This window comes from Corallococcus sp. CA041A (assembly GCF_003612075.1).
GTDB classification, from domain to species: Bacteria; Myxococcota; Myxococcia; order Myxococcales; family Myxococcaceae; genus Corallococcus; species Corallococcus exiguus.
Map to the genome: position 1 here is coordinate 1 of NZ_RAWF01000089.1, position 25,497 is coordinate 25,497.

The window sequence follows — 25,497 nt, forward strand, 5'->3', positions numbered from 1 at the left end:
AGCCCGCCCGCCCCACCAGCGCGGAGCGGTAGCTGGACATGCCCCGGCGCACCCCGCGCGTCAGCACCCGCACGCCCATGGCCTCCATGCGCGCGCACACGAAGGGCGGCGCCCAGGCCGCGTCCGCTCGCCCGGACAAGAGGTCCTTGGCCAGCGTCTCGTAGCTGGTGGCGACGTTCACCTCCACCAGCTTGCCCAACGCGCGCTGCAGGAACGACGCGAGCCGTTCCGCACGCTCGCGCGCCGTCTCGCTGCCCAAGGACGGCGGCAGGCCGAAACGGAAGGAGTGGCGCGAACCAGAGGGAACTTGCGGGGTCATACAATTCCCTGCTTACCCCTGCTGGTCCAACCGCGCCACTTCATCGTCCGCAAGACCGAACGTTGCCTGGAGCAGATCCAGGATCCGCTGCTCCGCGGTGCTCGTCCGCCCGGACGCATGGGCGATCTTCGTGGCCAGCTGGTAGGCCTTCACCCGCTGGGAGTGCGTGGCCAGCCCGTGCGCCAGGACATGAAGCCGCTGCGGCAGCCCGTCCGTGGCCAGCGCCGCCACGGACTCGCTCACGAAGCCCTGCGCTCGCTCCGGGCTCACGTTCTGGAAGAGCGGATCCGCCGCGAAGCTCTCCACCATCGCGCGCGCCTCCGCCTCCTTCAGCTGGCCGTCCGCCGCCAGCACCAGGACCATCACCTCCGCGAACAGCCGCTCCAGGGGCTCGCCCAGCGCCTCCGACAGGCTGCCCCCCTGTTCGATGACGTCGATGATCTGCGCGACCTCGTCCTCGGAGATGCCCAGCGCCGCCTGGAACGTCTTCAGCAGCCCCAGCTCCGAGCGGGTGGCCCGCTGATCCGCCAGCGCCACCGCCGCCGCCAGGCCGAAGGCCAGCATCCGGTTCTTGTGGTCCGGCAGCCGCCGGCGCAGCGAGGAGAGGACGTCCTCCAGGTTGCGCGCCTCCGCCAGCCGCACGGCGCTGGTCTCCACCAGCAGGTTCAGTTCACCGGACTGCGTGCCCTCGAACTCCGGGCGCTCCAGCACTCGTGCCAGCAACGTCTGCATCTCGCGCTGGGACACGTTGCCGTCCGCCATCGCGGCCAGCAACATGGCTTCCACCAGCGCCGCGTTGCGCTCCTTGCGCGCCTTTACTGCCTGCTCTCGAGCCATGGACTGGCGCTCCCTTGCGTGTCGGTGGTGGGGGGGGTGACCGCGGGCCCGTCTTCCGTCGCGTTCAGCGGGTCCGGGTTCAGCGTCTTGTCCAAGAGGTGCGTGGGCCGCACGTTCGACATCGCGTTGAGCAGGCTCTGGCGGACGTTGGGGATCTCCTTGCCCAGGTCCTCCACCAGCTTCTGCATCCGCTTGCGCTGCAGGTTCTCCTGCGACCCGCACAGGTCACAGGGGATGATGGGGAACTGCTTCGCTTCCGCGAACTGGATGATCTCCTTCTCCGGCGCGTAGCACAGCGGCCGGATGACCACGTTGCGGCCGTCGTCGCTCTTCAAGAGCGGCGGCATCGCCTTGAGGCTCCCGGCGAAGAACATGTTCAGGAGCATCGTGTGGATGAGGTCGTCGCGGTGGTGGCCCAGGGCAATCTTGTTGCAGCCCAGGTGCACGGCGGCGTTGTAGAGGATGCCCCGGCGCAGGCGTGAGCACACCGAGCACTGCGTCTTCCCGGGCGGGGTCTTCTCCAGGACGATGCTGTAGGTGTCCTCCTTCAGCATCTTGTAGGCGTAGCCCTCCTTCTGGAAGTAGCCCTCCAGGATGTGACCGGGGAAGCCCGGGTGACCCTGGTCCAGGTTCACGGCCAGCAAGTCGAACTTCACGGGGGCTCGCCGCTGCAGCTCTCGCAGCAGGTGGAGCATCGTGTAGGAGTCCTTGCCTCCCGACACGCCCACCATGATGCGGTCCCCGGCCTCGATGAGGCGGAAGTCCGCGATGGCCCGGCCCATGTGGCCAAGCAGGCTCTTTTCAAGACGTTGGGCGTCGTTCATCGGCGGGGCCATCCTAGCGGCGGTTCGGGAAAAAACACGTCAAAGGGGCGGGCCGGTCCGCTAGCCTGCTCCCCGCGATGCCGACCTTCCCTCAGGGTGCAGTGGACGTGGTGGACCGCGCGGGCGAGGAAGCCGCCACGCGGGTGCTGGAGGCCGCGCCGGAAGTGGCGGTGGACCTGGAGGCGGATGCCATGCACGCCTTCCGCGCCCGCCTGTGCTTCCTCCAGCTGGGCACCGACACGGACATCTTCCTCTTCGACACGCTCCAGCCGGGCGTGGATCCGCGCCTGCTCTCCCCCATGATGGAGGACCCCGGGCGCACCAAGTACTTCCACGCCGCCCAGGGCGACCTGCAGTTCCTGGCGGAAGCGGGCGTGCGCGTGCGCGGCCTCTTCGACACACACCGCGCGGTGACGCTCCTCGGGTGGCCCAAGGTGGGCCTGGCGGACCTGGCGCGCGAGCGGCTGGGCGTCGAGCTGCCGAAGGAGCACCAGCAGTCCGACTTCTCCCTGCGTCCCCTGCCCGAGGGCATGCGCGACTACATCGCCAACGACGTGCGCTACCTCTGTGAGCTGGGCCGCCAGGTGCGCGACGCGTGCCGCGAGGCGGACATCCTGGAGGAGGTGCTGCTGGACTGCGAGCGCATGTGCGCGGAGGCCGAGGCCCGGCCGGAGACGGGCGCCGAGTACAAGCCCAAGCTGTCCAAGAGCGGCCTGAGCACGACGCAGTACGCGCTCGCGCATGCCATCGCGCAGGAGCTGCACAAGCGGCGGCTGGAGTGGGCGGAGAAGGACAACGTGCCCATGGGCCGCATGCTGTCCAACATGGCCATCACCGACCTGGCCCTGAAGCAGCCGGACACGCACAAGGACCTGGCGCGCGCGGCCGGCGTGCGGGGCGCGGTGGTGCGCGCGCACGGCGACGACATCCTCGCCCTCATCCGCGACCAGCAGCAGAAGGCCATCCGGGGCGAACTGGACCTCGACCGCGAGCCCAAGGGTCCGCGCGACCCCCACCGGCGCAAGCGCGAGGACGCGCTCAAGGCGTTCCGCGTCGAGCAGGCCACGGCACGCAAGGTGACGCCCAGCGTGGTGCTCACCAATCCGCTCATGGACGCGCTGGCGTCGAAGCCTCCCGCGGACGTCGCGGAGCTCTCGCAGCTGCCGTACTTCGGGGAAAAACGGATCAAGCTGTATGGCGACAAGCTGATCGCGTTGCTCAAGCCCTTTCCGGTGCCAGGCAGCTGACGTTCACCACGACGAAGAGGCAACTGCTGTACGCTTCGGCCGAATCGTGCGCGGCGCTTCTGCATCCCTTGCCGGCTCGCTGTCCATGACCCCGGAACGCAGGTGTTCAGGCCTCATCTGCGGCTCCGGTGCTGGTTGCGAGAACGGCGTCCGTGCGTACCTTTGACGCCGCACAGAGGGAGGGCGTGGTCATGTTGGGAGCCAGGACAGGCGGGGCGCGGATCGAGGTCTCCCGGTGCATCGCCGCCAGCCTGAAGTGCCAGACGGCCTGCGAGGCGGGCATGGCACGTCTGAGGGCCCAGGGCGTCGCGGCGGATGACGACGCGGTGCGCCTGCTGCGCCAGTGCGCGGAGCTGTGCGAGCTCAACGTGCGCGCGCTCCAGAAGGAGAGCCGCCTGTCGCGCCGCACCGCCAGCCTGTGCTTCGAACTGGGCAGCCAGGTGGCCCGCGCCGCGTGGCTGGAGGCGCAGGACCCGGACGCGCACGCGCTCGCGAGGGACGCGCTGCACCTGGCGCGCGCGTGCCGCCCGCTGGTGTTCGCGGCCTGAGGCTGTAGAGGGCGCTAGAGCTTGATGCCGTACAGCGCGCCGTACTTCGCGCGCAGGTACTGGAGGAAGTCCCGGTCCGTGAGCCCCTCGCCGGTGATGGCTCGCACCTGCTCCTCCGCGGGCAGCCGGAAGCCGTGCGAGTGCAGGTTCGTGCGCAGCCACCCCAGCAGTGACGACGTGTCGCCCCGCGCGAGGTCCGCCTCCAGCGACGGCAGCGCCCGGTTCGCGGCGGTGTACAGCGAGGCCGCGTACAGGTTGCCCAGCGAGTACGTGGGGAAGTAGCCCAGCTCACCCCAGGCCCAGTGGATGTCCTGGAGCACGCCCTGCGTGTCGTCCGGGGGAGTCATCCCCAGGTAGCGCCGCATGCGCTCGTTCCACGCGGACGGCAGCTCCGACACGGGCAGCTCGTCGCGCAGCATCGCCAGCTCCAGCTCGTAGCGCAGGGCGATGTGCAGGTTGTACGTCACCTCGTCCGCCTCCACGCGGATGAGCGACGGCACCACGTGGTTGATGCCCGCGTGGAAGCCATCCAGGTCCACGTCCGCCAGCGCCTCCGGGAAGGACTCCTTCAGCGCGGGGAAGTGGCTCACCCAGAAGGCGCGGCCGCGGCCCACCAGGTTCTCCCACAGGCGGGACTGGGACTCGTGCAGGCCCATGGAGGGCACGGACGCCAGCGGCGTGCGGTGGTGCTCCGGGGAGAAGCCCTGCTCGTACAGGCCGTGGCCCGCCTCGTGGAGCGTGCCGAAGAGGGCGGCCGGCGGCCACACCGGATCCAGGCGCGTGGTGAGGCGCACGTCCTGCGCGTGCACGCTGTTGGTGAAGGGGTGGATGCTCACGTCCTGGCGGCCCGACTCCAGGTCGAAGCCCACGGCCTTGAGCAGCCGCATCGTGAACTGCCACTGCTGGCCGGTGTCGTAGGTGCGGCCGGAGAGGAACGCGGGGAAGGCCCGCTTCTGCTCGCCGAGCGCGGCCACCATGGGGATGAGCGCCTCACGCAGCGCGGTGAGCACCGGCGTCAGTCGCTTCACGCGCATGCCGGGCTCGAAGCCTTCCAGCAGTGCGTCGTAGCGCTCTCCGTCGTGGCCCTGCGCGTCCGCCTGCTCACGGCGCAAGGCCAGCAGCGCCTCCAGCGCGGGCTGGAAACGCTCGAAGCGCTTCGTGGTGCGCGCCTCGCGCCAGGCCTGGAGGCCCTCGCCCTGGGCCTCCGCCAGCGCGGTCACCAGCCGGGCGGGCAGGCGCACCGCGCGGTCGCGCTCTCGGGTGAGGACTCGCACCATGGCGCGCTCGTCGGGCGTGAGGGCCTCGAAGTCCTGGCCCCCTTCCCCGGCGCGGGCCAGGGCCTCTCCCAGGCGCGGATCCACCAGCCGCTCGTGGTGGATGGCCTGGACGGTGGCCATCTGCTGGGCGCGGGCGGTGGCCGCCTTGGAGGGCAGGTAGACTTCCCGGTCCCAGGAAGCCAGGTTGATGACGCTGTTCAGGTCGTTCAGCTCATGCATCCGTGCGCGCAGCCAGGAGTCCATGGCCTGTGTTTCTAGCGCGCTTCCAGGGTATGAGGACGCCCGCGATGGCCAACATCCTCCAATTCTTCATGGCACCCGACGACGAGGTCGCCTTCTTCCGTCACCTGGAGCGACACGTCCTGGAGGTCTACCCCCGGCGCGTGCCGCCGGACTGGGTACCCTTCCGGGCCAACCCGGACAACATCTCGCGCCTGCCGGAGGAGGACCTCTACCTGGTGGCCAGCGAGATTGGCCCCGCCATGGTGGACAAGGTGAAGCGCGGCCCGGACAAGGGCTTCTGGCGCATCGACGAGGTGCGCTCGCCCGTCATCTTCATCGAGCGCTCGCGCCGCAACGAAGAGGGCGAGCTGCTCAGCGGGAAGATGTGGGTGGAGCTGGAGGTGACGTCCCAGACGGGCCGCCGCGACGCCGCCCCGGACAAGTTCCGCCGCCTCTACATGGAGGTGGAGGAGTTCGTGAAGAAGACCTTCCGCCGGGGTGACCCGAAGGACTTCTTCGTCGGCAACCGCGCCGCGCGACTCTGCAAGGAGGGCCTGGTGCTGCGCGACTCCGCCTTCCGAGGCGGCACGGTGGTGCCGCACAAGTAAGCCGCTGCCGGGCCGGGGGGTGTCCCCGGCCCTTTGCGTTCCTAGCTGCCGGCCGCTGACGACGCGGACTGGCGCAGGAGCGGGGCCTCGGAGACGAACTTCAGCTCCGGGTGCTTGTCCTCGGCGTGCTGGAGCGCCCAGTCGTCGCGGAAGAGCACCAGGGGCAGCCCGTCGCGGTCCTGCACCGTCTGGCGGTTGCCTTCCCAGTCGAACGACTTCGGGTCGAAGTTCTGGCCCACCACCCACCGGGCGTGGCTGAAGGGCAGCCGGTCCAGGGCGATCTTCGCGCCGTACTCGTGCTCCAGGCGGTACTGGAGCACTTCGAACTGGAGCGCGCCCACCACGCCGACGATGGGGTCCTTCATGCCCATGGCGAGCTGCTGGAAGATCTGCACCGTGCCCTCTTCGGACAGCTGCTCCAGGCCCTTCTCCATCTGCTTGCGGCGCAGCGGATCCTTGGAGCGCACCACCGCGAAGAACTCCGGGCTGAAGCGCGGCACGCCTTCGAACAACACGTCCTGCGCGCCCTCCGCCAGCGAGTCACCGATGCGGTACTGCCCCGGGTCGAACAGGCCGATGACGTCCCCCGGCCACGCGTCTTCAATGGACGTGCGCTCGGCGGCGAGGAACTGGCTGGGCTTCGCGAGCCGCACCTCCTTGCCCAGGCGCGAGTGGAAGGCGTTCATGCCCTTCACGTAGCGGCCGGACACCACGCGCATGAACGCGATGCGGTCGCGGTGCGCGGGGTCCATGTTCGCTTGAATCTTGAAGACGAAGCCCGCGAACTTCGGGTTCGTGGGCTCGCGCGGGCCCTGCGTGGTGGGGCGCGACGTGGGCGCGGGCGCCAGGTCCAGGAACGCGTCCAGGAAGGGCCGCACGCCGAAGTTGGTCATCGCGCTGCCGAAGAACATGGGCGACAGCTGCCCCACGTCCGACTTCTCGCGCGTGAACTCGTCCCCGCCGATGTCCAGCAGTTCGATGTCCTCCTGGAGCTTCGCCAGCTCGTTCTCCGTGAGCACCGTCTTGATTTCAGGCGAGTCGATGGACACCGAGCGCTCCGCCACTTCCGACTCGCCGTGCGAGCCCTCCGTGGAGAACACGTGCACCACGCGCGCCTGCCGGTCGTAGACGCCCCGGAACTCCGGCCCCATGCCAATGGGCCAGTTCATGGGGTACGAGCGGATGCCGAGCACCTGCTCCAGCTCGTTCATCAGCTCCAGCGGTTCGCGGCCGTAGCGGTCCAGCTTGTTGACGAAGGTGAAGATGGGGATGCCGCGCAGGCGGCACACCTTGAAGAGCTTCTTCGTCTGGGGCTCCACGCCCTTCGCCGCGTCGATGAGCATCACCGCCGCGTCGGCGGCGGACAGCGTGCGGTAGGTGTCCTCGGAGAAGTCCTGGTGGCCCGGGGTGTCCAGCAGGTTCACCGCGTGGTCGCGGTAGCTGAACTGGAGCACGGACGAGGTGACGGAGATGCCGCGCTCCTTCTCCAGCTCCATCCAGTCGCTGGTCGCGTGCCGCCGCGCCTTCTTGGCCTTCACGCTGCCGGCCAGATGGATGGCGCCGCCGTACAGCAGCAGCTTCTCCGTCAGGGTTGTCTTTCCCGCGTCGGGGTGGGAGATGATGGCGAAGGTCCGTCGCCGGGCGACCTCCCTCTCGAGCTCGTTGGCCATGATCCGAGGCCAACTATCACGGGCGGTCGTTCCTTGCAGCTGTGCAAGCAGCGCCTGGAGGTCTGGCCGGGCTCCGGCCCTCCGGGGCAGCCCTCCCTCAGGCCCACATCGGAGCACGCCATGCAGCGCATCCTCCATGCCACCGGCACCCCCTGGGAGCCCCGGGTGGGCTACTCGCGGGCGGTGCGCACGGGCCCCTTCGTGTCCGTCTCCGGCACCACCGCCACGGACGCGGACGGCCAGCTCGTGGGTGAAGGGGACGCATACCGGCAGGCGGCCCAGGCGCTCGCCAACATCCGCGCCGCCCTGGAGGCGGTGGGTGCCCGGGTGGAGGACGTGGTGCGCACGCGCATGTACGTCACCGACATCTCCCGCTGGGAGGAGATTGGCCGTGCCCACGGCGAGGTGTTCGCGGCCATCCGCCCCGCCACCTCCATGGTGGAGGTGAAGGCGCTCATCGACCCGCGGATGCTGGTGGAAATCGAAGCGGACGCGGTGGTGGCATCCGCCCTACCCTGACGGCCCAGGCCCCCAGACATGCAGGAGCAGGACATGACCATCACCATCACCGCCTTTGAACGCTCGCCGGATCGCGGCAGGGGCCTGGCGCGGGACATGCGGGTGCGCTGGGCGCTGGAAGAGGTGGGCCAGCCCTACGACGTCCGCCTGCTGTCGTTCGAGGCCATGAAGCAGCCCGCGCACAAGGCGCTGCATCCGTTCGGTCAGATTCCAACCTACGAGGAGGGCGAGCTCGCCCTGTTCGAGTCCGGCGCGATTGTCTTCCACATCGCGGATCGCCATGCCGGCCTGCTGCCGGAAGATGCGAATGGCCGCGCTCGCGCAGTCGGGTGGATGTTCGCGTCGCTCAACACGGTCGAGCCGCCCATCTTCGACCGCAGCCTGGTGATGATTCTCGAGCGAGACCAGCCCTGGTACGAGCATCGCCTGCGCGCGCTGGACGACCTCATCCGGAAGCGGTTGGACGACCTCTCCGCGCACCTCGGCGCCGCCGACTGGCTCGACGGCGCCTTCAGCGCGGCCGACCTCCTCATGGTGACGGTCCTGCGCAGGGCGCAGGGGTCGGGCATTGTCGACGCGTATCCGAACCTCGCCGCCTATATCGCCCGCGCCGAAGCGCGCCCGGCCTACCAGCGCGCGTTCGCCGCGCAACTGGCGGTGTTCAACGCCGCCACTCCGACCGGGTGACGGCCGCCTGGTTTCGCCGAGCGGGCCGCCCTGGGCTCAGAAGTCGGGGGTGACGTCGGTGGGCACGTCGTCCGGCGCGCCGGGGTTGCCGGGCTCGGGCGTCACGGCGTCGCCGGTGCCCTCCGGGGGCGTCACGTCGCCGCGAAGCTCCACCGCGGGGCAGGCCTGGAAGCTGCCCACGCGGCTGCCGGCCACCTCCGTGCAGTTCGCCGGGCTGCCCGAGTCCGAGCACTGCAGGAGGACACGGTAGACCTCCTTCTCCTGCGAGTCCCAGCAGGCGCTGCCCACGTAGTAGGTGTTCGCAGCGATGTCGCCGCCCCAGGCGCGCACGTCCACGCGGCCACCGGAGCCGGGGATGTGGCGCACGGAGGAGAGCACCTTCTCCTTCGCGGAGGTCGCGGTGCCGGGCAGGTTGTACGGGCCGAGCACGCGCACGCGGGTGACGCCGGTGGCTTCAATCTTGTGTCCCACGAAGGCGCCGGTGACGGCCTCGTGCGTGGCGGGGTTCGGGGTGAAGCTGGCCAGCCGGTACGCCAGCGACTTGCTGCCCTTGCCGAAGTGGGCGAACGACATCATCAGCTTGCCCTGGCCCGCGTAGGCCGGGGCCACCGCCTTGAGGTTGTCCAGGGAGATGGCCAGCGTGCCCCGGCCGCGGTGCGCGTCACCACTGCGCTTGAGCGCGCCCGCGGCGATGAGCTTGTAGGCGACGTCGTCCTTGCTGTTCAGCGGACGGGCCTCCAGCTTCCACTGGTAGCGCCCGCCCGTGCCCTCGCGGATGGAGAGCGTGAAGGTGGCGTTGGCGCGGTCGGTGGGGCCGTACACCAGCACCTCACCGGGCTGCTCGTTGGCGGACTGCTTCGCCAGGTCCGCGATGGGCACCAGCACCTGCCGGAGCGTGTCGTTGAGCGCCTTCACCTCCAGGCGGGCGCCCTCCAGCATCGCGGCGCCCTGCCCGTCGAGCGAGGCCTCCACCTGCATCAGGTCCTGGGCCACGAGCGCGGCGCCGTCCTGCGCGAGCGCGCTCGTGTTGATCTCCAGCGACGTGCCCGCGAAGTCCGGCAGGGACGCCACCGCCTCCTGATCATCCACCCCGCCGCACGCCGTCGAAAGCACCAGTGCCGCACCCACCGCCAACGTCTTGTTCCAGCGCATCGTCATCCTCCAGGTCGAACAGGTTCGCATGACTGCCTGCTGTTCCTTCCAACCCGGTGGACCCGGCGCGGTTGCGGGGCGGGGAATTTTCCCTGTGGGCTGCCGCCATGTGCGCGGGTGTCGGCTCACGGGGTGGCCGCCCTCCCGGGGAGCCCCTACCTTTCACGGACCATGGGCGTCGAATGGAAGAGCAACATCGACATCGCGGACGCGCTGGAGCGGGTGGCGGACCTGCTGGAAACGCAGGACGCGATGCCCTTCCGGATAGGGGCCTACCGCAAGGCGGCGGCGACCATCGCGAACTGGCCGGACTCTGTCGCGCAGGTGCTGGCGGCGGAGGGAGAGGCGGGCCTGCGGGCGTTGCCCGGCGTGGGAAAGAGCATCGCGGCGACGGTCGCGGAGCTGGTGCGCACGGGGCACGTGGGGCTGCTCGATCGGCTGGAGGGTGAAGCGTCCCCCGAGGGCCTGCTCGCCAGCGTGCCCGGCATCGGACCGGAGCTGGCGAAGCGCATCCATGAAGCGTTGGACATCACCACGCTGGAGGCACTGGAGCTGGCCGCGCACGACGGGCGTCTGGAACGGGTGGAGGGATTCGGGCCCCGGCGCGCGGAGCAGGTGCGCGAGGTGCTGGCGGCGCGGCTGGGGCGCAACCGGCGCGAGCGCGAGCGGGGACGGGAGCACGGGCGAGAAGACGGACCGCGACCCACCGTGGCGCTGCTGCTACGGGTGGACGCGGACTACCGGCGGAGAGCGGAGGACGGAGAGCTGCGTCGCATCGCGCCCAAGCGCTTCAATCCCTCTGGCGAGGCCTGGCTGCCGGTGCTGCGCGAGCACGTGGACGACTGGAACTTCCGCGCGCTGTTCTCCAACACGGCGCTGGCGCACCAGCAGAACGCCACGGATGACTGGGTGGTCCTCTACTACGACCAGGGCGACGTGGAAGGTCAGTGCACGGTGGTGACCTCCCACGCCGGCCCGCTCAATGGCAGACGCGTGGTGCGCGGGCGCGAGGACGAATGCCTCGCGTACTACGCCCGCGGGGGCGCGGCGCACGAAGCACCGCACGCGGGGGCCTGAACACGGGGCAGGCGGCAGCGCATGAGCCCGCCCCGTGTGCCTCGGCTCAAGGCGCCGGTGTGTACACGTCGACAGCGGAGCGCGCGCCGCCGCTTCCACTGCCGCCCGCGACCAGCACGCGCCCGGAGGGCAGCAGGGCCAGGCCGTGGTGCGTGTTGCGCGTGGACTGGATGCCCGCGGGCGTCCACGCGTTCATCGCGACGTCATACACCTCCGAGGAGTCGAGCACGCCCAGCCCCGAGCCGCCCTCCCCTGTCACCACCAGCACGCGGCCCGTGGCCAGCGCCGTGGCGTGCGGCAGGTAGCGCGGCATGTTCATGGACGCCACGGTCTTCCAGGTGCCTTGCGCGACGTCGTACAGCTCCGCCGAGCGCAGCGGCCCACCCACGCCCCAGCCGCCCGCCACCAGCACCTGGCTGCCATTGCCCAGCGGCACCGCGATGTGGCCGTAGCGCGCCACCGCCATGGACGCCGTGGGCCGCCACGTGCCCGTGGCCGGATTGAACAACTCCGCGCTCGCGGTGATGGCGTCCGCCCCGGTGGAGCTGCCACCCATCACCAGCACCTCGCCCGAAGGCAGCGGCACGGCCGTGTGGTACGTGCGCGCGTGTCCCATGGCGCCCGTGGCGCTCCATGTGCCCGTGGCCGGATTGAACAGCTCCGCGCTGGCGAGCGTGGAGGACGTGCTCGAGCCCGACGCGCCACCCGTCACCAGCACCTGGCCGGAGACCGGGAGCAGCGTCGCGGTGTGACGGGCCCGCCCCGTCCCCAGGTCTCCCACCAGCGTCCAGGTCCCCGTGGCGGGCGCGTACACCTCCGTGGCGGACAGCCAGGTGGAGGCGTCCCGCTGCCCACCGCTCACCAGCACGCGGCCGTCATTCAAGGGCGTGGCGGAGTGCAGGAAGCGCGCGGTGCGCAGCGAGCCGGTGTCCTGCCAGCTGTTCGTCGCCTCGTCGTACAGCACGGAGCTCACGAGCGCGGCACCCGACGAGGACGCCCCGCCCGCCACCAGCACGTCGCCCGTGTTCAGCCGGGTGGCGCTGAGCTGCGAGCGCGCGGAGCCGAGGCTCGCGGCCGTGCTCCATGGCAGGACTGACGGGCGGTAGCGCTCCGCGGACGCACTGCGCGAACCCGCCTGGGGGACTCCGCCCAACACGAGGACCTCTCCCGTCGGGAGCAGCGCGGAGGCGTGGCTGATGCGGCGCGAGGCCATCGTCGCCGTCGCCGTCCAGACGCCGGTGGCCGGCGTGTAGAGCGCGGCGCCGTCCAGGTAGGGCTGGCCGCCCGTGGAGCCGCCCGTCACCAGCACCTGCCCGGAGGTGAGCAGCGTCGCGGTGTGGAAGACGGACTGGGACGGCAGCGCGCCCTGGGACGTCCAGCTGCCCGTGCCCGGGTCGAACAACTCGGAGGTGTTCGTGGCGAGGCTGCCCGCGAAACCGCCCGCCACCAACACCTGCCCGGAGAGCAGCAGCGTCGCCGTGTGCCCCGTGCGCTGCGTGACCATGGAGCCCACCGCCGTCCACGCGCCCGTCGCGGGGTCATAGCGCTCCGCCGTCGCGAGCACGTTCCCGTTGGCGCTGTCCCGCCCGCCCGTCACCAGCACCTGCCCATCCGGCAGCAGCGTCGCCGCATGGCCCAGGCGGGCCGCGCTCATCGGGCCGGTGACGGACCAGGAATGGGTCGCGGGGGAGTAGAGCATCACGCTGGACAGCGCGTTGCCAAAGCCGCTGTCGCCGCCCGCCACCAGCACCCGGCCATCAGGGAGCAGCGTCGCGGTGTGCTGGGTGCGGGGCAGGTCCAGTCCCGTCGCCGCGGACCAGCTGTTGGTGTCCGGGTCGAAGAGCTCCGCGCCGGCAGAGGCCAGCACGGAGGTGCCTCCACCCACGACCAGCACCTTGCCGGAGGCCAGCAGCGTGGCGGTGTGGCGCTGGCGGCTCGTGGCCATGGCGCCCAGCGAGAACCAGCGGCTGGTGCGCGGATCATACAGCTCCGCGGCGGACGTGCCCCCGCCCGCGACGAGCACATAGCCATTGCGCAGCAGGGTGGCCGTGGCATCCACGCGCACGGAAGCCATGGTGCCGGCGCTGCCCCACGAGGACGCGTCCAGGCGAGAGGCGGAGGTGGAGGGAGCGTCAATGAAAGACGGAGCTTCGGGGGCACAGGCTGTCGCGAACGCAAGCGCGAGCGCGGCCAGCAGGCCGTGAAAACGGATACGGGTCATCGAGGGGGACTTCCTTCACTTCATGGGGGATGCGGCTTTCACCGCATGGGGGGGCGGCCCCTTAACCCAGACGAAGGAAATACAACAACGGAATTCCTATCAATCAGCACCCGCAGGTATCATCGGGATTCATGAGAATGATTCTCGCCGCCGCGCTGGCCGTTGTCCTGTGGGGCTGCGGCGCGACCCAGCCTGTCGTCGAGACCCACTACCGCTCCCGCTCCCTCCAGGAGCAGGGCGACCTCCGGGTCGGCGAATACATCTCCTCCCAGTGGTCACTCCAGACCGCGTCCTATTGGATTGAAGGTCCGGAGGGCCTGGTCCTCATCGACACGCAATTGCTGCCCTCCGCGCTGCGCAAGGAGCTGGCGTTCGCGAAGGACGCCACCGGCAAGGAGGCGAAGCTCGCCATCGTCCTCCACGCGAATCCGGAGAGCTTCAACGGCACGGCCCTGCTCAAGGAGTTGGGAGTCCCGGTCGTCACCTCCGGCCCGGTGCGCGAGCGCATTCCCGCCGTCCACGAGAAGTGGGCGCCCTCCCTCTTCAAGCAGTACTGGAACGGCCGCTACCCCCGGGAGCTCGTGCTCGCGGACAGCTTCGGCGACAGCACCCGGGAGCTGAGCGCGGCGGGCGTCACGCTGAAGGCCCACGTCCTGGGCGCGGGCTCCAGCGCGGCCCACGTCGTCGTGGAATGGGAGGGCCACCTCTTCACCGGCGACCTCGTCGCGCGGGACACGCACACCTGGTTCGAAGGCGGCGACACCACCGAGTGGCTCCAGCGGTTGGACGAACTGCGCGCCTTGAAACCGAAGTGGATCCACCCGGGGCGCGGCCTGCCCGGCGGCCCGGAGTTGCTGGACGCGCAGACCGCCTACGTCCAGGCCGTGCGAGAGGAAGTGACCCGCGAGCGGCGCTCGGAACACCCCAGCGGGGATCCACTCGCGGCGGTGGAGGCGAAGCTGAAGGAGCGCTACCCCGGCCATGCCTACGACAAGCTGCTCCCCCACCTGGTGCGCGCGGAGTGGGCCCGGCAGGCGCCCCGGCGGCCCTGAGGCTTCAGCTGCTCGCGGACGTGTAGTGGCGGATGGACATCAGCCACACCCAACGCGCCATTGCCGCGAACGCCACCGAGCCCACCACCGCGCCCACGAGCCAGGTCCACGGCAGCCGGCCCAGCAGCGCGAGCGCGGGGAAGGTGGTCATCAGCGCCAGCGGGATGATGAAGGTGAACACCCACGCCAGCGAGCCCCGGAACACCGAGGACGGCCAGCGGGCCGCGTCGAAGATGGACGTGAACAGGTACGTGAGGTTGTCCACCTTCACCACGAAGAAGGCCGCGCTCACCACGAGGATCCACATCGAATACAGGATGAGCATGCTCGTCCCGAGCAACACCAGCGACGCGAACACGCCCGGCAGCGACGGCCAGCGCCCCAGCGACACGAACGCGTAGACGAACAGCCCCACGCCGGACAGCACGTTCACCGCGCGCCACGGCAGGAAGCGCTGCGTGGACACCAGGAACTGCGCGTCCGCGGGCTTGAGCAACACGAAGTCCAGCGTGCCCTTGCGGATGTGCTCCACCATGCCCGTGAGGCTGGGGCTGATGGCGCCCTCCAGCACGCCCTGGAGCAACGTGAACCAGCCCACCACCAGCAGCGACTCCTGGAACGTCCACCCCTCGATGCTGGGCCGCGCGTTGAAGACGACGAACAGCGGCGCCAGCGCGGTGAACGTCCATGCCAACGACGTCAGCCCCTCCGCCAGGAAGTCCGCGCGGTACTGCAATGCCAGGAGCCCGGAGGCCTTCAGTTGCACGCCCAGCAGGCGCAGGTAGCGCTTCGCGTTCACCACCGCCCTACCCTCCGAACGCCGCGAAGCGCGCCAGGCCCCGCCGCCAGACAGCCATGGACACCACGCCCAGGCCCAGCACCCACGTCCACTGCGCGGCCAGCAACTCCCACGCCTCCTTCGTCGCGTGCGCCCCCGTCATCAGCTCCACCGGCAGCCCCATCTGGTAGCGGAACGGCAACCACTCCATGACGGTGCGCACGCCGGGCGGGAAGAACTCCACCGGGAACATGTACCCGGAGCAGACGAAGAACAGCACCATGTAGACTTCCATCAGCTTCTGGCTGCTCTCCAGGAACAGGCTCAGCGTGCCCAGCAACACGTTCAAATAGAACGTGATCAGCCACGCGCCCACGATGCCCAGCGCGAACAGCCCCCAGCCTCCCAGCGACGTGGGCACGGCGCGCTCGGCGCCCGCCACCCACACGCTGATGCCCAGCACGGGCAGGACGATGGCGACGCGCAGCGGAATGCCCGCCAGCACCTCCGTCGCGTACGACAGCAGCGGGGAGATGGGCCGCAGGAGCCGCATCGCCAGCGTGCCCTGCTTCACCTCGTAGCTGACCAGCCACGCCACCCAGGAGCTGGTCATCTGCCGCACGCAGAAGGCCGCGAGGAAGTAGCCCGTGAACTCCGCCTGCCCGAAGCGGCCCACCGGCCCACCGCGCGCCACCGCCGACCACAGGGCCAGCATGATGAGCGGCATGGTGGTGGCCAGCACCCAGATGATCATCTCCGCGCGGTAGGCCACCGCCTCGGAGAAGCCGATGCGCAGCATCGTGGGCAGCGCCTTGAGGGCCGTGCGCAGGCTCACGCTGGCACCGCCTCCCGGGCGGCCTCCGCCCGGCGCGCCTTGCTCTCCTGGAACAGCTCGCTCATCACCTCTTCCAGGGGCGCGTTCTCCACCGTCAGGTCCGTCACCGGCAGCGTGGACAGCGCGCGGCCCACCGTGGCGTTCACCGCGTCCTGCTGCACCTGGAGCACCGCCGAACCCGGCTCGTGCGACACCACCTTGCCCAGCGAAGCCAGCAGGCTTGCGTCCACCGGCTGGCCCAGCCGCAGCACCACGCGCTTCTCCGGGCGCACGCGCTGCACCAGCGCGTCCAGGCTGCCGTCGTAGGACAGCTGCCCCTTGTCGATGACGATGACGCGCGGGCAGAGCGCCGCCACGTCGTCCATGTAGTGGCTGGTCAGGATGAGCGTGGCGCCCGTCTGCTCGTTGTAGGCCTTGATGAACGCGCGCATCGTCACCTGCATGGACACGTCCAGGCCGATGGTGGGCTCATCCAGGAAGAGCACCCGGGGGCGGTGGATGAGGGCCGCCGCCAGCTCGCACTTCATCCGCTCCCCCAGGCTGAGCTGCCGCGTGGGCTTGCCGATGAGGTCCCCCAGCTCCAGCAGCGACACCAGCTCATCCAGCGTCTGCTTGTACTGGAGGCGGGGCACGTCGTAGATGGCGCGGTTGAGTTCGAACGTCTCCGACGGAGGCAGGTCCCACAGGAGCTGCTGCTTCTGCCCCATCACCAGCATGATCTTCTTGAGGAACGCCTCTTCGCGCAGCCGGGGCACGTGGCCATCCACGGTGACTTCACCCTCGGACGGGTGGAGCAGGCCGGCGAGCACCTTGAGCGTCGTCGTCTTGCCCGCGCCGTTGGGGCCCAGGAAGCCCACGCGCTCCCCGGGCTTGATGTCGAAGGAGATACCGTCCACGGCCTTGACGGTCGTGTAGCTGCGGTGGACGAGCGAGCGCAGGGCCGCCTTCAGGCCAGGCGGGCGCTTGTGGACCTGATAGTGCTTGCGCAGTCCTCGGACGGAAATCATGGCGGGATGGGTTTAACGCGGTCGCCTCCGGGTGGCGACCCCTGATGTGAAGGCAACGATGAGCAACGCATACAGCAAGGACCTGGAGCGATGGCTGCCCCGGCTCATCTCCGTGTGGCGCGCGTCCCGGGGTCGAGAGGACGGGCCGGAAGGACGCCTCACGCCGCAGGAGGTCAAGGAGGTGGGCGCGGGCGTGAAGCAGCTGTCGCACGGCCTCACCCGCGAGCGCCAGCTGGCCGGCGCCCGGTACATGGACGACCCGCGCCTGTTGGGCGCCTACCTCCTCTTCTACTGGCCGGTGTCCTACGCCCAGGCGCGCCAGGTGCTGGGTGAGCTGCCGAACCGCCCGCGGCAGGTGCTGGACCTGGGCAGCGGCCCGGGCCCGGTGGCCTTCGCGGCCATGGACGCGGGCGCCAGCGAAGTGACGGCCGCGGACCGCAGCAAGCCCGCGCTGAACCTGGCGCGCGAGCTGGCCACGGAGGCCGGCGAGGCCATGGCCACGCGCGAGTGGGATCCGATGAAGAAGAACGCCACGCTGCCGGATGGCCAGTACGACCTCATCACGATGGGACACGTCGTGAACGAGCTGTACGGCGCGACGGATGAAGCGCTGAAGCCGCGCGCGGCGCTGCTGGAGTCGGTGCTCGCGAAGGTGAAGAAGGGCGGCAGCCTGCTGGTGATGGAGCCCGCGCTGCGCGAGACGAGCCGCAACCTGCTCAAGGTGCGCGACCTGATGGTGGAGCGCGGCTACGCCATCCGCGCGCCGTGCATGTATCGCGGCGCCTGCCCCGCGCTGGTGAAGGAGACGGACTGGTGCCACGCCGAGCGCGCGTGGCCCATGCCTCGCGTGGTGGAGGAGCTGGCGCGCGTGGCGGGCTTCCACAAGGAATCGCTCAAGATGAGCTACCTGCTGCTGGCGCCCAAGGGCGAGCCGTGGCCGGAGCCTCCGCCGGGCCGGCTGTTCCGCATCGTCAGCGAGTCGCTGGAGGGCAAGGGCCGCCAGCGCTACATCGGCTGCGGACCGGAGGGGCGCGTGGGCCTGGCGATGCAGGAGCGCCACCGCTCGGAGAAGAACGAGAAGTTCTTCCACCTCCAGCGCGGAGACGTCATCGAGGCGACGGACCTGGAGACGAAGGGCGACGGCTTCGCGCTCGGGGAGAACGCCGAGGTGCGCATGGTGGCCCAGGCCGGACGCGGCGTGCCGCCCGCGCCCAAGCCGCCGGAACCGCCGAAGCCCTGAGCGCGGACGACCAGGGCACGGTGGCCGCTCCGTAGGAGGAAGCAGTCCCTCCCCCGGAGGCCCCGTGCCCCGCAGTCGCTTCACGCTGCCCGTCCTCCTCGCCTCCGGCGCGGCCCACACGACGACCATGCCTGACCGCTCTGGTGTGAAATTTTCCAGGAGCGCGATGGCGGCCCGCATCAGCGAGGCACCATCCTCGAAGGAGGACCGTGGCGACTCGTTCTCGGGCTGACGTGGTATCTCTGAACGGCTCGCCCCGTGGGCGCCGTCTGTTGTTAGGTTGCGCCGCACCCCATTCCCAAGGAAGGAACCCCGTGCCCGCACCCACGCCGCTGCGAACGCTCTATCCCTCCATCGAGCCCTACCGCACCGGCCAGCTGAAGGTCACCGGTGGCCATACGGTGCACTTCGAGGAGAGCGGCAATCCGAAGGGCAAACCCGTGGTGTTCGTGCACGGCGGCCCGGGCGGCGGCACCGACCCGAAGCAGCGCCGCTTCTTCGACCCCAGCGTGTACCGCATCATCCTCTTTGATCAGCGAGGCTGTGGCCGCAGCACGCCGCACGCCAGCCTGATTGAGAACACCACCTGGGACCTGGTGGCGGACATGGAGCGGCTGCGCGAGCACCTGGACCTGGAGCGCTGGATGCTCTTCGGTGGCTCGTGGGGCAGCACCCTGTCGCTCGCGTACGCGGAGGCCCACCCGGAGCGCGTCACGGAGCTGGTGCTGCGCGGCATCTTCCTGTTGCGCAAGCAGGAGATCGACTGGTTCTACCAGCGCGGCGCGAGCGCGATGTTCCCGGACGCGTGGGAGCACTTCCTCGCGCCCATCCCCGAGGAAGAGCGCGGCGACCTGCTCCAGGCCTACGCGAAGCGGCTGATGGGTGACGACAAGCATTCACAGCAGGAGGCCGCGAAGGCGTGGAGCGTCTGGGAGGGCCGCACCAGCTGCCTGTACCCCAACGCGGAGCTCATCGCGCGCAACGCGGGCGACGACTTCGCCATCGCCTTCGCGCGCATCGAGTGCCACTACTTCGTGAACAAGGGCTTCCTGCGCACGGACACCCAGCTGCTGGACGACGTGCACCGCATCCGGCACATCCCCACCGTCATCGTGCAGGGCCGCTACGACGTCGTGTGCCCGCCGGAGAGCGCGTGGGCCCTGCACCGCGCGTGGCCGGAGGCCCAGTTCGTCATCGTGCCGGACGCGGGCCACTCCGCCAACGAGCCCGGCAACACCTCCGCGCTCATCGAAGCCACGGACCGCTTCCGCGGCCTGTGACGGGCCGCGGGCACGGGCCAGGACGTCACATGTCCTGGCCTTCGGGCTCCGGGGCGTCCGATTGCCACTCGCACTTGCGGGCGTTCCACACGAGATGGGCCACGTGCTGGCCCGCCGTGGAGACGTTGAAGCGCTTCCACGCTTCCGGTCCCGGCTGATCCGCCATGAGCTCCACCAGCGACAGGTCGTCCGCCCCGGGCTCCGTCAGGGAGGGCGACTCCACCAGCTTCCCGCAGCCCGGCGCCATCAGGACGCCGTCCGGCTTCTTCATGCTCACGATGGACGAGCCAACGGCCACCACCGCCATGGGCATCCCCAGGTCGGTGACCACCTTCTGGACGCGTGCATCCCGGGCCATGCAGCTCGTGGCACTGTCCTTGAGGAGCAGCTCCGCCGTCGTGCTGCCCTGCTTCGCCTGGGCCTGAAGCGCCATGACGCGCTCCTTCGCCTGGGCTTGAGCCTCCGGCGTGCACGGCCCCACGCACCGACCCTTCATCAGGACCTCCGCCAGCACGGCCGGCCCCTGAGCCACGCGCAAGAGCAGGTCCGAGGACTGGCACTCCATCACCGTGCGCGGGTTCAACCGGTGCTCGGTGAGCACCAGGCCCGGCGCGTTCGGGAAAGGATGCGAGGCCGCCACCTTCGCGTCCGTCTTGAGCGGCGACTTCAGCGCGTTGGGCGTGGGGCACGACAGCGCGGCGGTGCCGGTCAGCTGCCGCACGGACGCGTCCTGCGCCCAGGGCAGCACCAGGGCCATCGCGCGGTCCGCGTCCTCCTTCGTGCCGCACACGCCCAGCACCGCGAACTGCTGCCCCTCTTCGAGCCCCGGAAGCGCCTTCGCGGCCATCACCTTGGGGAAGCCCTTCGCCGGCTTCACCCACGCCAGCGCGCGGTCCTTCTTCAGCTCGGCCAGCTTCTTGGACAGCGCGGGCGCATTCGCGTCCTGACCCAGCACGACGGCCCAGGGCGCTTCCGCTCCCAGGGCCCCCGTGGAGGACAGGACACAGCTCAGGACGGCGAGGACACTCCAGACGGGACGGGGTGAGCGCATGAGGCGCGCACTCCACCCCATTCCCCGCTCAGCCGCGAGGGGTCAGCGACTTGGCCAGCTCCTCGTAGAGGTGGATGGCGGAGCGGATGGCCTTCTCCCAGTCGCCCAGGTGCAGGCTCTCGTTCTCCGAATGGGCGTACGTGTACGGATCCTCCACGCCGATGAGCAGCGCGGGCACGCCGCCGAGCTCCTTCGCGAACGGCTCCACGAACGGAATCGAGCCACCGCACCCGATGGTGACCGGCTTCTTCGCGTAGCCCTTCTCCAGCGCGCGGAACGCCGCCTGGAACGCCGGATGCGACGAATCCGTGTACCACCAGCCGGATGCCTGGTCCTCGCGGATCTCCAGCTCCAGGCCCCACGGGCACACCTTCTTCAGGTGCGCCACCAGCCGGCGCTGCACGTCCTCCGGATCCATGTCCGGCACCACGCGGATGCCCACGCGCGCCCACGCGGACTCCACCACGATGTTGCGCGCGTCCTTGCGGCTGCTGGCCTGGATGGCGTTGATGGCCAGGCTCGGCTGACGCCAGTTCGTCTCCCAGGGGTGCCGCCCACCGCCCAGCAGCTGCACGCCCTCGCGCAGGCCCACCTGCTCGCGGAAGGTCGCGTCGTCGCCGGGCAGCGCCTGGATGCTCTGGCGCTCCGCCTCCGTCAGCGGCTTCACCTGCTCCATCACGCCTTCAATCGCGATGGTGCCATCCGCGTGCGTCAGCGACGCCAGCATCCGGCACAGCGCCATCGCCGGATCCGGAATGGGCCCACCCCACATGCCGGAGTGCACCGCCTGCTGCAGCCCCCGCACCTCCACGTCCACCGTCACCAGTCCGCGCAGCGCCGTGGTGATGGACGGCAGACCCGTGTCGAAGTTCGTCGTGTCCGTCAACACGATGGCGTCCGCCGCCACCAGCTTCGCGTGCTTCTGGAGAAATGCACCCAGGTGGTCACTGCCCGCCTCCTCCTCGCCCTCGATGATGACCTTCACGTTGAGTGGGAGTTGGCCGGTGCTCTTGAGCCACGCGTCCACGGCGGAGGTGTGCACGACGATGCCTGCCTTGTCGTCCGCCGCGCCGCGTCCGTACAGGCGGCCGTCGCGCTCCTCGGGCTCGAAGGGCGGGCTCTTCCAGGCTGCTTCGTCTCCCGCGGGCTGCACGTCATGGTGCGCGTAGAGGAGGAGCGTGGGACGGCCCGGCGCCTTGAGCACCTCGCCATAGACATACGGATGCGCGCCCTCGATTTCGAGCAGTTGAACGTTTTCAAACCCACGGTCCTTCAACAGGGCCGCGGTGGCCTCCGCGCTCTTGCGTACGAGGGCGGCGTCGAACCCCGGAAAGGACACACTGGGTATGCGTACGAGGGCCTTGAGGTCCTCCAGGTACGCGGCCTTGTGGGCCTCGAAATGGGACAGCGCGGGATTGGTGGACATGCCCACCCCTTAACCCAAAAGCCGAGCAGGCACGTGGGATGCGCGCGCCCAAACGTCGCGCGTCTTATGTATCCTCCGCCCATGCCCGGACTACCTACCCTGCTGTTGGTGGATGACGACAGCTTCGTGCGTCGCATCCTCAAGGACGTCATCGCGGACACGGGGATCGACCTGCGGCTGCTGGAGGCCGCGGACGGGGAGGAAGGGCTGGCGCTGGCGGAGAAGGAGCAGCCGGCGGTGATGTTCCTGGACCTCTTCATGCCGAAGAAGAGCGGGCTGGAGGTGCTGGGCGCCATCAAGACTGTTTCACCGGAGACGCGCGTGCTGGTCATCAGCAGCATGGACGCGGAGCCCGTGGTGGAGCAGGCCATCGCCGCGGGGGCCATGGGCTTCGTGGGCAAGCCCTTCCATCCCCTGGAGATCGCCGCCGCCGTACGCCAGGCGCTCGCGTCCTGATTCCGCTGAGGTCCTCGTGTCGTCATCCGTTGTCGGTTACTGGGTGGGAGATTCGCTCGGCCGAGTGCTGGGCCCCCTGCAACTGCAAGCCTTCCGCGACCTCATCGCCTCCGGTCGCTTGAAGACAGCCGTGCGCGCGTCGCGCGACGGCACGAACTGGGTCGCGCTCCAGGAGCTCTCGGAGGTCCGCGACCTGTTCACCACCGCGGCGCCCACGTCCTCCGTCGAAAACCAGCAGGCGGAGCGCCTTCGCAACCAGTTGCGCGGCCTCTTGCACCTGCCGCCGCACGAGGTGTTCGGGCTCAAGCCGCAGGCGTCGCTCGATGAGTTCCGCCTCGCCTTCTTCCGCATGGCGAAGCGCTTCTCACCGGAGCACCTGTCGCCGGATCTGCATCCGGAGCTGCGCAAGGTCTCCGTTGAAATCTTCGACTTCCTCTCGCGGCGGATCCGCGAGGCGGAGACGCTCTTCCTCCAGGGCGCGATGCAGACTCCCGCGCCCACGACGCCCCGGCTGGACATGGGCGGCGCGCAGCCCTCCGCGCCGCTGCCGATGAGTGGAACCGCGGTGCCCGCGCGTCCGCCGCCGGTGATGACGCCGCAGGCCTCGCGTCCCCAGGCCGCCGCGATTCCGCCGACGCCCGTGCCGGGTTCCCTCACGCGTCCGCCGGTCGCCGCGATTCCGCCAACGCCTGTTCCGGGGTCCTTCACGCGTCCGCAGGCCGCAGCGATTCCGCCAACGCCTGTTCCGGGGTCCTTCACGCGTCCGCAGGCCGCAGCGATTCCGCCGACGCCCGTGCCGGGCAGCATGACGCGTCCGGGGGTTCCGTCCGCGCCGCCCCGGCCTCCGCCGGTGATGACGCCCACGACGCGTCCGGTGACGCCGCCTCCGCCCGCGCCGGCTCCCGCACCGCCTCCGCCCGCGCCCGCGCCCTTCCGGCGCCCCATGGCCGCCCCCGCGCCCTCGTATTCGAGCGCCGAGTTCGTGGGACTGGAGCGCCGGTCGGACGACCGGCTCCACGCGGACGTGAAGGTGTCGATGAAGAACATGGGCATCTTCACCGACCACCGCATCATCAACCTGTCGTCGGGCGGCCTGTTCATCGGCACGGACCGGCCGCTGCGGCTGGGGACGCAGGTGGAGCTCACCTTGCGCTTCGATGATCCGGAGCGGGTGATGACCCTGCGCAGCTCCGTCATCTGGGAGAACTCCCTGGACGACGGCAAGAACCCCAAGGGCTACGGGTTGCGCCTGAGCTCGCTGCGCGCGGAGGAACGGGACTTCATCCAGCAGTACGTCCGCCGCCCCAAGAAGCCCTGACAGGTTCCCGGGCGGGTGACTCCGCTCGGGATTAGAACAACTGCCCCAGGAAGACCGCGCTCATCGCCACGAAGGCGACCCACACGGCCATGACGGACTTCAATTCCAGGTCCCGGCGGTCCAACTCGTTCGCGAAGTTCATGGTGTCTCCTCCAGTGCTCAACGCCTTCATCCCTTCCTACGGCGCACCCGCGCGGCGATTGCCTCCGGGCTCCCGTTCCCCTGGAACGCAGGGGCGGCGATGAGCGTCTCCGGCCCGCCCGGCACGCTGGATGGCCTGCTGCCCGCGCTGCCGGTGCCGCTGTTCGTGATTCGCGGGGACCGGCTGGTGTTCGCCAACACCGCGCTGCGGACGCTGCTGGGCCTGCGCGAGGACGAGCTGCCGTCACTGCTGGAGCTCTCCGCGCGCTTCGGACCGGAGGAGCGCTCCTGGGTGGAGCCCCTGTGCGAAGCGCTGATGCGCGGCGAGCAACCCACGCCGGTGCGGCCCGCGTTCGTGCGCATGCGCGGCGCGGATGGACGCCTGCACCTGCTCTCCCCCGTCACCGCGCCGGGCCGCGTGCCGGAGGAGCAACTGGTGCTGCTCCTGGACGCGGAGGGCGGGGATGCGGTGCGCACGCTGTCCACCATGCTGGTGGCCACCGCGGCGGAGCTCCTGCGCTGCCGCGACGAGGACGCGGTGCTGGAGCTGGCGGTGGACGCCCTTCACCGGCAGGGCTTCTACGTCTCCGTGCTGCTGCTGGAGGGGGACTTCCTGCGCCACGGTCCCATGCGCCAGGAGGCGGAGAGCCTGGCGGCGGCGTCGCGGCTGTACGGACAGGACGTGCACGCTGTGCGCCTCCACCGCTCGGGGATGCCACACCTGGCGGAGGTGCTCACGAGCCGCCGGGCGGTGTTCCATCCGGACGCGTTCAGCACGGCGCGGCGGCTGCACACGCCGGAGGTGGCGGACACCATCCAGCGCATCTACCCGCCGGGCTCACGCGCGCTGGACGCGCCCATCTTCGTGGGGGACGAACCCTTCGGCGTGCTGGCGGTGCAGTCCACCACGCTGACGCCCGCGAACGCGGGGGCGCTGGAGCTGTTCGCGCAGCTCATTGGCGGCGCGCTGGAGAACGTGCGGCACCACCGCGCGGCGGAGGCACGGCTCGCGGAGGTGTCCCGCCTGCAGAACGAGCTCATCGCCAGCGAGCGGCTGACGGCGCTGGGCGAGGCGGCGGGCGTCGTGGCCCACGAGGTACGCAATCCCCTGGGCGCCATCCTCAACACGGTGGCGGTGCTCAAGCGTGAACCCCGCCTGGGGCCCGCGGGCGCCTCCGCCGTGGAGATGCTGGAGGAGGAGGCCATCCGGCTGGAGGACATCGTGCGCGACCTGCTGGACGCGGTGCGCCCGCTGGAGCCCCGGCCGCGCCCCGTCTCGCTGGGCGAGCTGGTGCACCGCGCGCTCGCACAGCTGCTCCATGGGCGAGAGGAATTGCCCAAGCCGCGCGTGGCGTTCGACGAGGCGCCGGACGTGCCGGACCTGTCCGGCGACGAGACGCTGTTGCAGCTGGCCGTCACGCACCTGATGCGCAACGCCATCCAGGCCTCGCCGCGCGGAGGCACGGTGCGCGTGGAGGTGCGCCGCGTGCCGGACGGTGTCTCGCTGAGCGTGGAGGACGAGGGCCCGGGCATCGCGGGCTTGGATCCGCAGCGCGTCTTCGAGCCCTTCTTCCTCACCCGCGCAAACGGCCGGGGCCTGGGCCTGGCCATCGTGCGCCGCGTGGTGCTCGCGCACGGGGGCAAGGTGCGCGCGGGCGCGCGTCCCGAAGGCGGCGCGCGCTTCGAGCTGGTGCTGCCGCTCTAG

At 70.3% G+C, this 25,497-nt stretch carries 24 protein-coding genes; 12 read left to right on the top strand and 12 right to left on the bottom strand.

Going from position 1 to position 25,497, the window contains the following annotated elements; genetic code table 11:
• The 3 genes from D7V77_RS17770 to ttcA form a co-directional block, all read right to left on the bottom strand.
• On the bottom strand, positions 1-319 hold a 319-nt coding region (locus D7V77_RS17770), incomplete at its 3' end, for a PhnD/SsuA/transferrin family substrate-binding protein (RefSeq protein ID WP_147452090.1).
• Between the two features lie 12 nt (positions 320-331).
• The gene (locus tag D7V77_RS17775; RefSeq protein WP_120577482.1) at positions 332-1,156 is read right to left on the bottom strand and encodes a tellurite resistance TerB family protein; all 825 of its coding nucleotides are present in this window, start codon (positions 1,154-1,156) and stop codon (positions 332-334) included.
• Positions 1,135-1,992 carry a tRNA 2-thiocytidine(32) synthetase TtcA gene (gene ttcA / locus D7V77_RS17780; protein ID WP_120577483.1) on the bottom strand — a complete coding sequence of 286 codons (858 nt, stop codon included), beginning with the start codon at positions 1,990-1,992 and terminating at the stop codon, positions 1,135-1,137. Before ttcA ends, D7V77_RS17775 begins: the two co-directional genes overlap by 22 nt.
• 65 nt (positions 1,993-2,057) lie before the next feature.
• On the opposite strand from ttcA, the gene D7V77_RS17785 reads away from it, so the two are divergent.
• Both D7V77_RS17785 and D7V77_RS17790 read left to right on the top strand, forming a co-directional pair.
• On the top strand, positions 2,058-3,227 hold the full coding sequence (locus tag D7V77_RS17785) for a ribonuclease D (protein WP_120577484.1): 1,170 nt from the start codon (positions 2,058-2,060) through the stop codon (positions 3,225-3,227).
• Positions 3,228-3,418: 191 nt separating this feature from the next.
• Positions 3,419-3,775 carry a hypothetical protein gene (locus D7V77_RS17790; protein ID WP_120577485.1) on the top strand — a complete coding sequence of 119 codons (357 nt, stop codon included), beginning with the start codon at positions 3,419-3,421 and terminating at the stop codon, positions 3,773-3,775.
• A 14-nt stretch (positions 3,776-3,789) separates the two neighbouring features.
• Here the strand turns inward: D7V77_RS17790 and D7V77_RS17795 are convergent, their stop codons facing one another.
• Complete coding sequence (locus D7V77_RS17795) at positions 3,790-5,295, bottom strand: carboxypeptidase M32 (RefSeq protein ID WP_120577486.1); 1,506 nt, start codon at positions 5,293-5,295, stop codon at positions 3,790-3,792.
• A gap of 44 nt (positions 5,296-5,339) precedes the next feature.
• Between D7V77_RS17795 and D7V77_RS17800 the strand changes: the two genes are divergently transcribed.
• On the top strand, positions 5,340-5,882 hold the full coding sequence (locus D7V77_RS17800; protein ID WP_120577487.1) for a hypothetical protein: 543 nt from the start codon (positions 5,340-5,342) through the stop codon (positions 5,880-5,882).
• Positions 5,883-5,923: 41 nt separating this feature from the next.
• On the opposite strand, the gene D7V77_RS17805 is transcribed toward D7V77_RS17800, so the two are convergent.
• On the bottom strand, positions 5,924-7,552 hold the full coding sequence (locus D7V77_RS17805) for a peptide chain release factor 3 (protein ID WP_120577488.1): 1,629 nt from the start codon (positions 7,550-7,552) through the stop codon (positions 5,924-5,926).
• Positions 7,553-7,672: 120 nt separating this feature from the next.
• Between D7V77_RS17805 and D7V77_RS17810 the strand changes: the two genes are divergently transcribed.
• Entirely contained in the window at positions 7,673-8,071 is a 399-nt protein-coding gene (locus D7V77_RS17810) for a RidA family protein (RefSeq protein ID WP_120577503.1), read from the top strand.
• Positions 8,072-8,104: 33 nt separating this feature from the next.
• A complete protein-coding gene (locus D7V77_RS17815; RefSeq protein WP_120577504.1) occupies positions 8,105-8,758 on the top strand; it encodes a glutathione S-transferase family protein in 654 nt (217 codons plus the stop codon).
• 36 nt (positions 8,759-8,794) lie between these two features.
• Here D7V77_RS17815 and D7V77_RS17820 read toward each other — a convergent pair whose 3' ends face one another.
• Positions 8,795-9,940: a hypothetical protein gene (locus tag D7V77_RS17820; protein ID WP_147452091.1), complete on the bottom strand. Its 1,146-nt coding sequence runs from the start codon at positions 9,938-9,940 to the stop codon at positions 8,795-8,797.
• 141 nt (positions 9,941-10,081) lie between these two features.
• On the opposite strand from D7V77_RS17820, the gene D7V77_RS17825 reads away from it, so the two are divergent.
• Positions 10,082-10,987 carry a helix-hairpin-helix domain-containing protein gene (locus D7V77_RS17825; RefSeq protein ID WP_120577490.1) on the top strand — a complete coding sequence of 302 codons (906 nt, stop codon included), beginning with the start codon at positions 10,082-10,084 and terminating at the stop codon, positions 10,985-10,987.
• A gap of 46 nt (positions 10,988-11,033) precedes the next feature.
• Here the strand turns inward: D7V77_RS17825 and D7V77_RS17830 are convergent, their stop codons facing one another.
• Positions 11,034-13,208, bottom strand: a complete 2,175-nt coding sequence (locus D7V77_RS17830) for a kelch repeat-containing protein (protein WP_233597074.1) — start codon at positions 13,206-13,208, stop codon at positions 11,034-11,036.
• A gap of 131 nt (positions 13,209-13,339) precedes the next feature.
• On the opposite strand from D7V77_RS17830, the gene D7V77_RS17835 reads away from it, so the two are divergent.
• Entirely contained in the window at positions 13,340-14,260 is a 921-nt protein-coding gene (locus D7V77_RS17835) for an MBL fold metallo-hydrolase (protein WP_233597075.1), read from the top strand.
• 4 nt (positions 14,261-14,264) lie between these two features.
• On the opposite strand, the gene D7V77_RS17840 is transcribed toward D7V77_RS17835, so the two are convergent.
• From D7V77_RS17840 to D7V77_RS17850, 3 genes are read right to left on the bottom strand one after another with little or no spacing between them, the layout of a single operon-like run.
• Positions 14,265-15,059 (bottom strand): ABC transporter permease, encoded by a 795-nt coding sequence (locus tag D7V77_RS17840; protein ID WP_120577506.1) that lies wholly within the window; start codon positions 15,057-15,059, stop codon positions 14,265-14,267.
• Positions 15,060-15,066: 7 nt separating this feature from the next.
• The gene (locus D7V77_RS17845; RefSeq protein WP_120577492.1) at positions 15,067-15,873 is read right to left on the bottom strand and encodes an ABC-2 family transporter protein; all 807 of its coding nucleotides are present in this window, start codon (positions 15,871-15,873) and stop codon (positions 15,067-15,069) included.
• Complete coding sequence (locus D7V77_RS17850) at positions 15,870-16,880, bottom strand: ATP-binding cassette domain-containing protein (RefSeq protein ID WP_120577493.1); 1,011 nt, start codon at positions 16,878-16,880, stop codon at positions 15,870-15,872. The genes D7V77_RS17845 and D7V77_RS17850 overlap by 4 nt, the downstream gene beginning before the upstream one ends.
• Positions 16,881-16,938: 58 nt before the next feature.
• Between D7V77_RS17850 and D7V77_RS17855 the strand changes: the two genes are divergently transcribed.
• Positions 16,939-18,120 (top strand): small ribosomal subunit Rsm22 family protein, encoded by a 1,182-nt coding sequence (locus D7V77_RS17855; RefSeq protein ID WP_120577494.1) that lies wholly within the window; start codon positions 16,939-16,941, stop codon positions 18,118-18,120.
• Positions 18,121-18,434: 314 nt separating this feature from the next.
• Entirely contained in the window at positions 18,435-19,400 is a 966-nt protein-coding gene (gene pip / locus D7V77_RS17860; RefSeq protein WP_120577495.1) for a prolyl aminopeptidase, read from the top strand.
• 25 nt (positions 19,401-19,425) lie between these two features.
• On the opposite strand, the gene D7V77_RS17865 is transcribed toward pip, so the two are convergent.
• Complete coding sequence (locus D7V77_RS17865; protein WP_120577496.1) at positions 19,426-20,451, bottom strand: hypothetical protein; 1,026 nt, start codon at positions 20,449-20,451, stop codon at positions 19,426-19,428.
• A gap of 28 nt (positions 20,452-20,479) precedes the next feature.
• Positions 20,480-21,877, bottom strand: a complete 1,398-nt coding sequence (locus D7V77_RS17870) for a M20/M25/M40 family metallo-hydrolase (RefSeq protein WP_171812879.1) — start codon at positions 21,875-21,877, stop codon at positions 20,480-20,482.
• A gap of 81 nt (positions 21,878-21,958) precedes the next feature.
• Between D7V77_RS17870 and D7V77_RS17875 the strand changes: the two genes are divergently transcribed.
• The 3 genes from D7V77_RS17875 (at position 21,959) to D7V77_RS17885 (ending at position 25,497) form a co-directional block, all read left to right on the top strand.
• Positions 21,959-22,333 carry a response regulator gene (locus D7V77_RS17875; protein WP_120577507.1) on the top strand — a complete coding sequence of 125 codons (375 nt, stop codon included), beginning with the start codon at positions 21,959-21,961 and terminating at the stop codon, positions 22,331-22,333.
• A gap of 16 nt (positions 22,334-22,349) precedes the next feature.
• The gene (locus D7V77_RS17880; protein WP_120577498.1) at positions 22,350-23,651 is read left to right on the top strand and encodes a TIGR02266 family protein; all 1,302 of its coding nucleotides are present in this window, start codon (positions 22,350-22,352) and stop codon (positions 23,649-23,651) included.
• 241 nt (positions 23,652-23,892) lie between these two features.
• Entirely contained in the window at positions 23,893-25,497 is a 1,605-nt protein-coding gene (locus tag D7V77_RS17885; RefSeq protein ID WP_120577499.1) for an ATP-binding protein, read from the top strand.

Coding starts and splice junctions, on each gene's coding strand:
- D7V77_RS17775 (WP_120577482.1), bottom strand. CDS start 1,156: ATGGCTCGAGAGCAGGCAGTAAAGGCGCGCAAGGAGCGCAACGCGGCG.
- ttcA (WP_120577483.1), bottom strand. CDS start 1,992: ATGGCCCCGCCGATGAACGACGCCCAACGTCTTGAAAAGAGCCTGCTT.
- D7V77_RS17785 (WP_120577484.1), top strand. CDS start 2,058: ATGCCGACCTTCCCTCAGGGTGCAGTGGACGTGGTGGACCGCGCGGGC.
- D7V77_RS17790 (WP_120577485.1), top strand. CDS start 3,419: ATGTTGGGAGCCAGGACAGGCGGGGCGCGGATCGAGGTCTCCCGGTGC.
- D7V77_RS17795 (WP_120577486.1), bottom strand. CDS start 5,295: ATGGACTCCTGGCTGCGCGCACGGATGCATGAGCTGAACGACCTGAAC.
- D7V77_RS17800 (WP_120577487.1), top strand. CDS start 5,340: ATGGCCAACATCCTCCAATTCTTCATGGCACCCGACGACGAGGTCGCC.
- D7V77_RS17805 (WP_120577488.1), bottom strand. CDS start 7,552: ATGGCCAACGAGCTCGAGAGGGAGGTCGCCCGGCGACGGACCTTCGCC.
- D7V77_RS17810 (WP_120577503.1), top strand. CDS start 7,673: ATGCAGCGCATCCTCCATGCCACCGGCACCCCCTGGGAGCCCCGGGTG.
- D7V77_RS17815 (WP_120577504.1), top strand. CDS start 8,105: ATGACCATCACCATCACCGCCTTTGAACGCTCGCCGGATCGCGGCAGG.
- D7V77_RS17820 (WP_147452091.1), bottom strand. CDS start 9,940: ATGCGAACCTGTTCGACCTGGAGGATGACGATGCGCTGGAACAAGACG.
- D7V77_RS17825 (WP_120577490.1), top strand. CDS start 10,082: ATGGGCGTCGAATGGAAGAGCAACATCGACATCGCGGACGCGCTGGAG.
- D7V77_RS17830 (WP_233597074.1), bottom strand. CDS start 13,208: ATGACCCGTATCCGTTTTCACGGCCTGCTGGCCGCGCTCGCGCTTGCG.
- D7V77_RS17835 (WP_233597075.1), top strand. CDS start 13,340: ATGAGAATGATTCTCGCCGCCGCGCTGGCCGTTGTCCTGTGGGGCTGC.
- D7V77_RS17850 (WP_120577493.1), bottom strand. CDS start 16,880: ATGATTTCCGTCCGAGGACTGCGCAAGCACTATCAGGTCCACAAGCGC.
- D7V77_RS17855 (WP_120577494.1), top strand. CDS start 16,939: ATGAGCAACGCATACAGCAAGGACCTGGAGCGATGGCTGCCCCGGCTC.
- D7V77_RS17865 (WP_120577496.1), bottom strand. CDS start 20,451: ATGCGCTCACCCCGTCCCGTCTGGAGTGTCCTCGCCGTCCTGAGCTGT.
- D7V77_RS17870 (WP_171812879.1), bottom strand. CDS start 21,877: ATGTCCACCAATCCCGCGCTGTCCCATTTCGAGGCCCACAAGGCCGCG.
- D7V77_RS17875 (WP_120577507.1), top strand. CDS start 21,959: ATGCCCGGACTACCTACCCTGCTGTTGGTGGATGACGACAGCTTCGTG.
- D7V77_RS17885 (WP_120577499.1), top strand. CDS start 23,893: ATGAGCGTCTCCGGCCCGCCCGGCACGCTGGATGGCCTGCTGCCCGCG.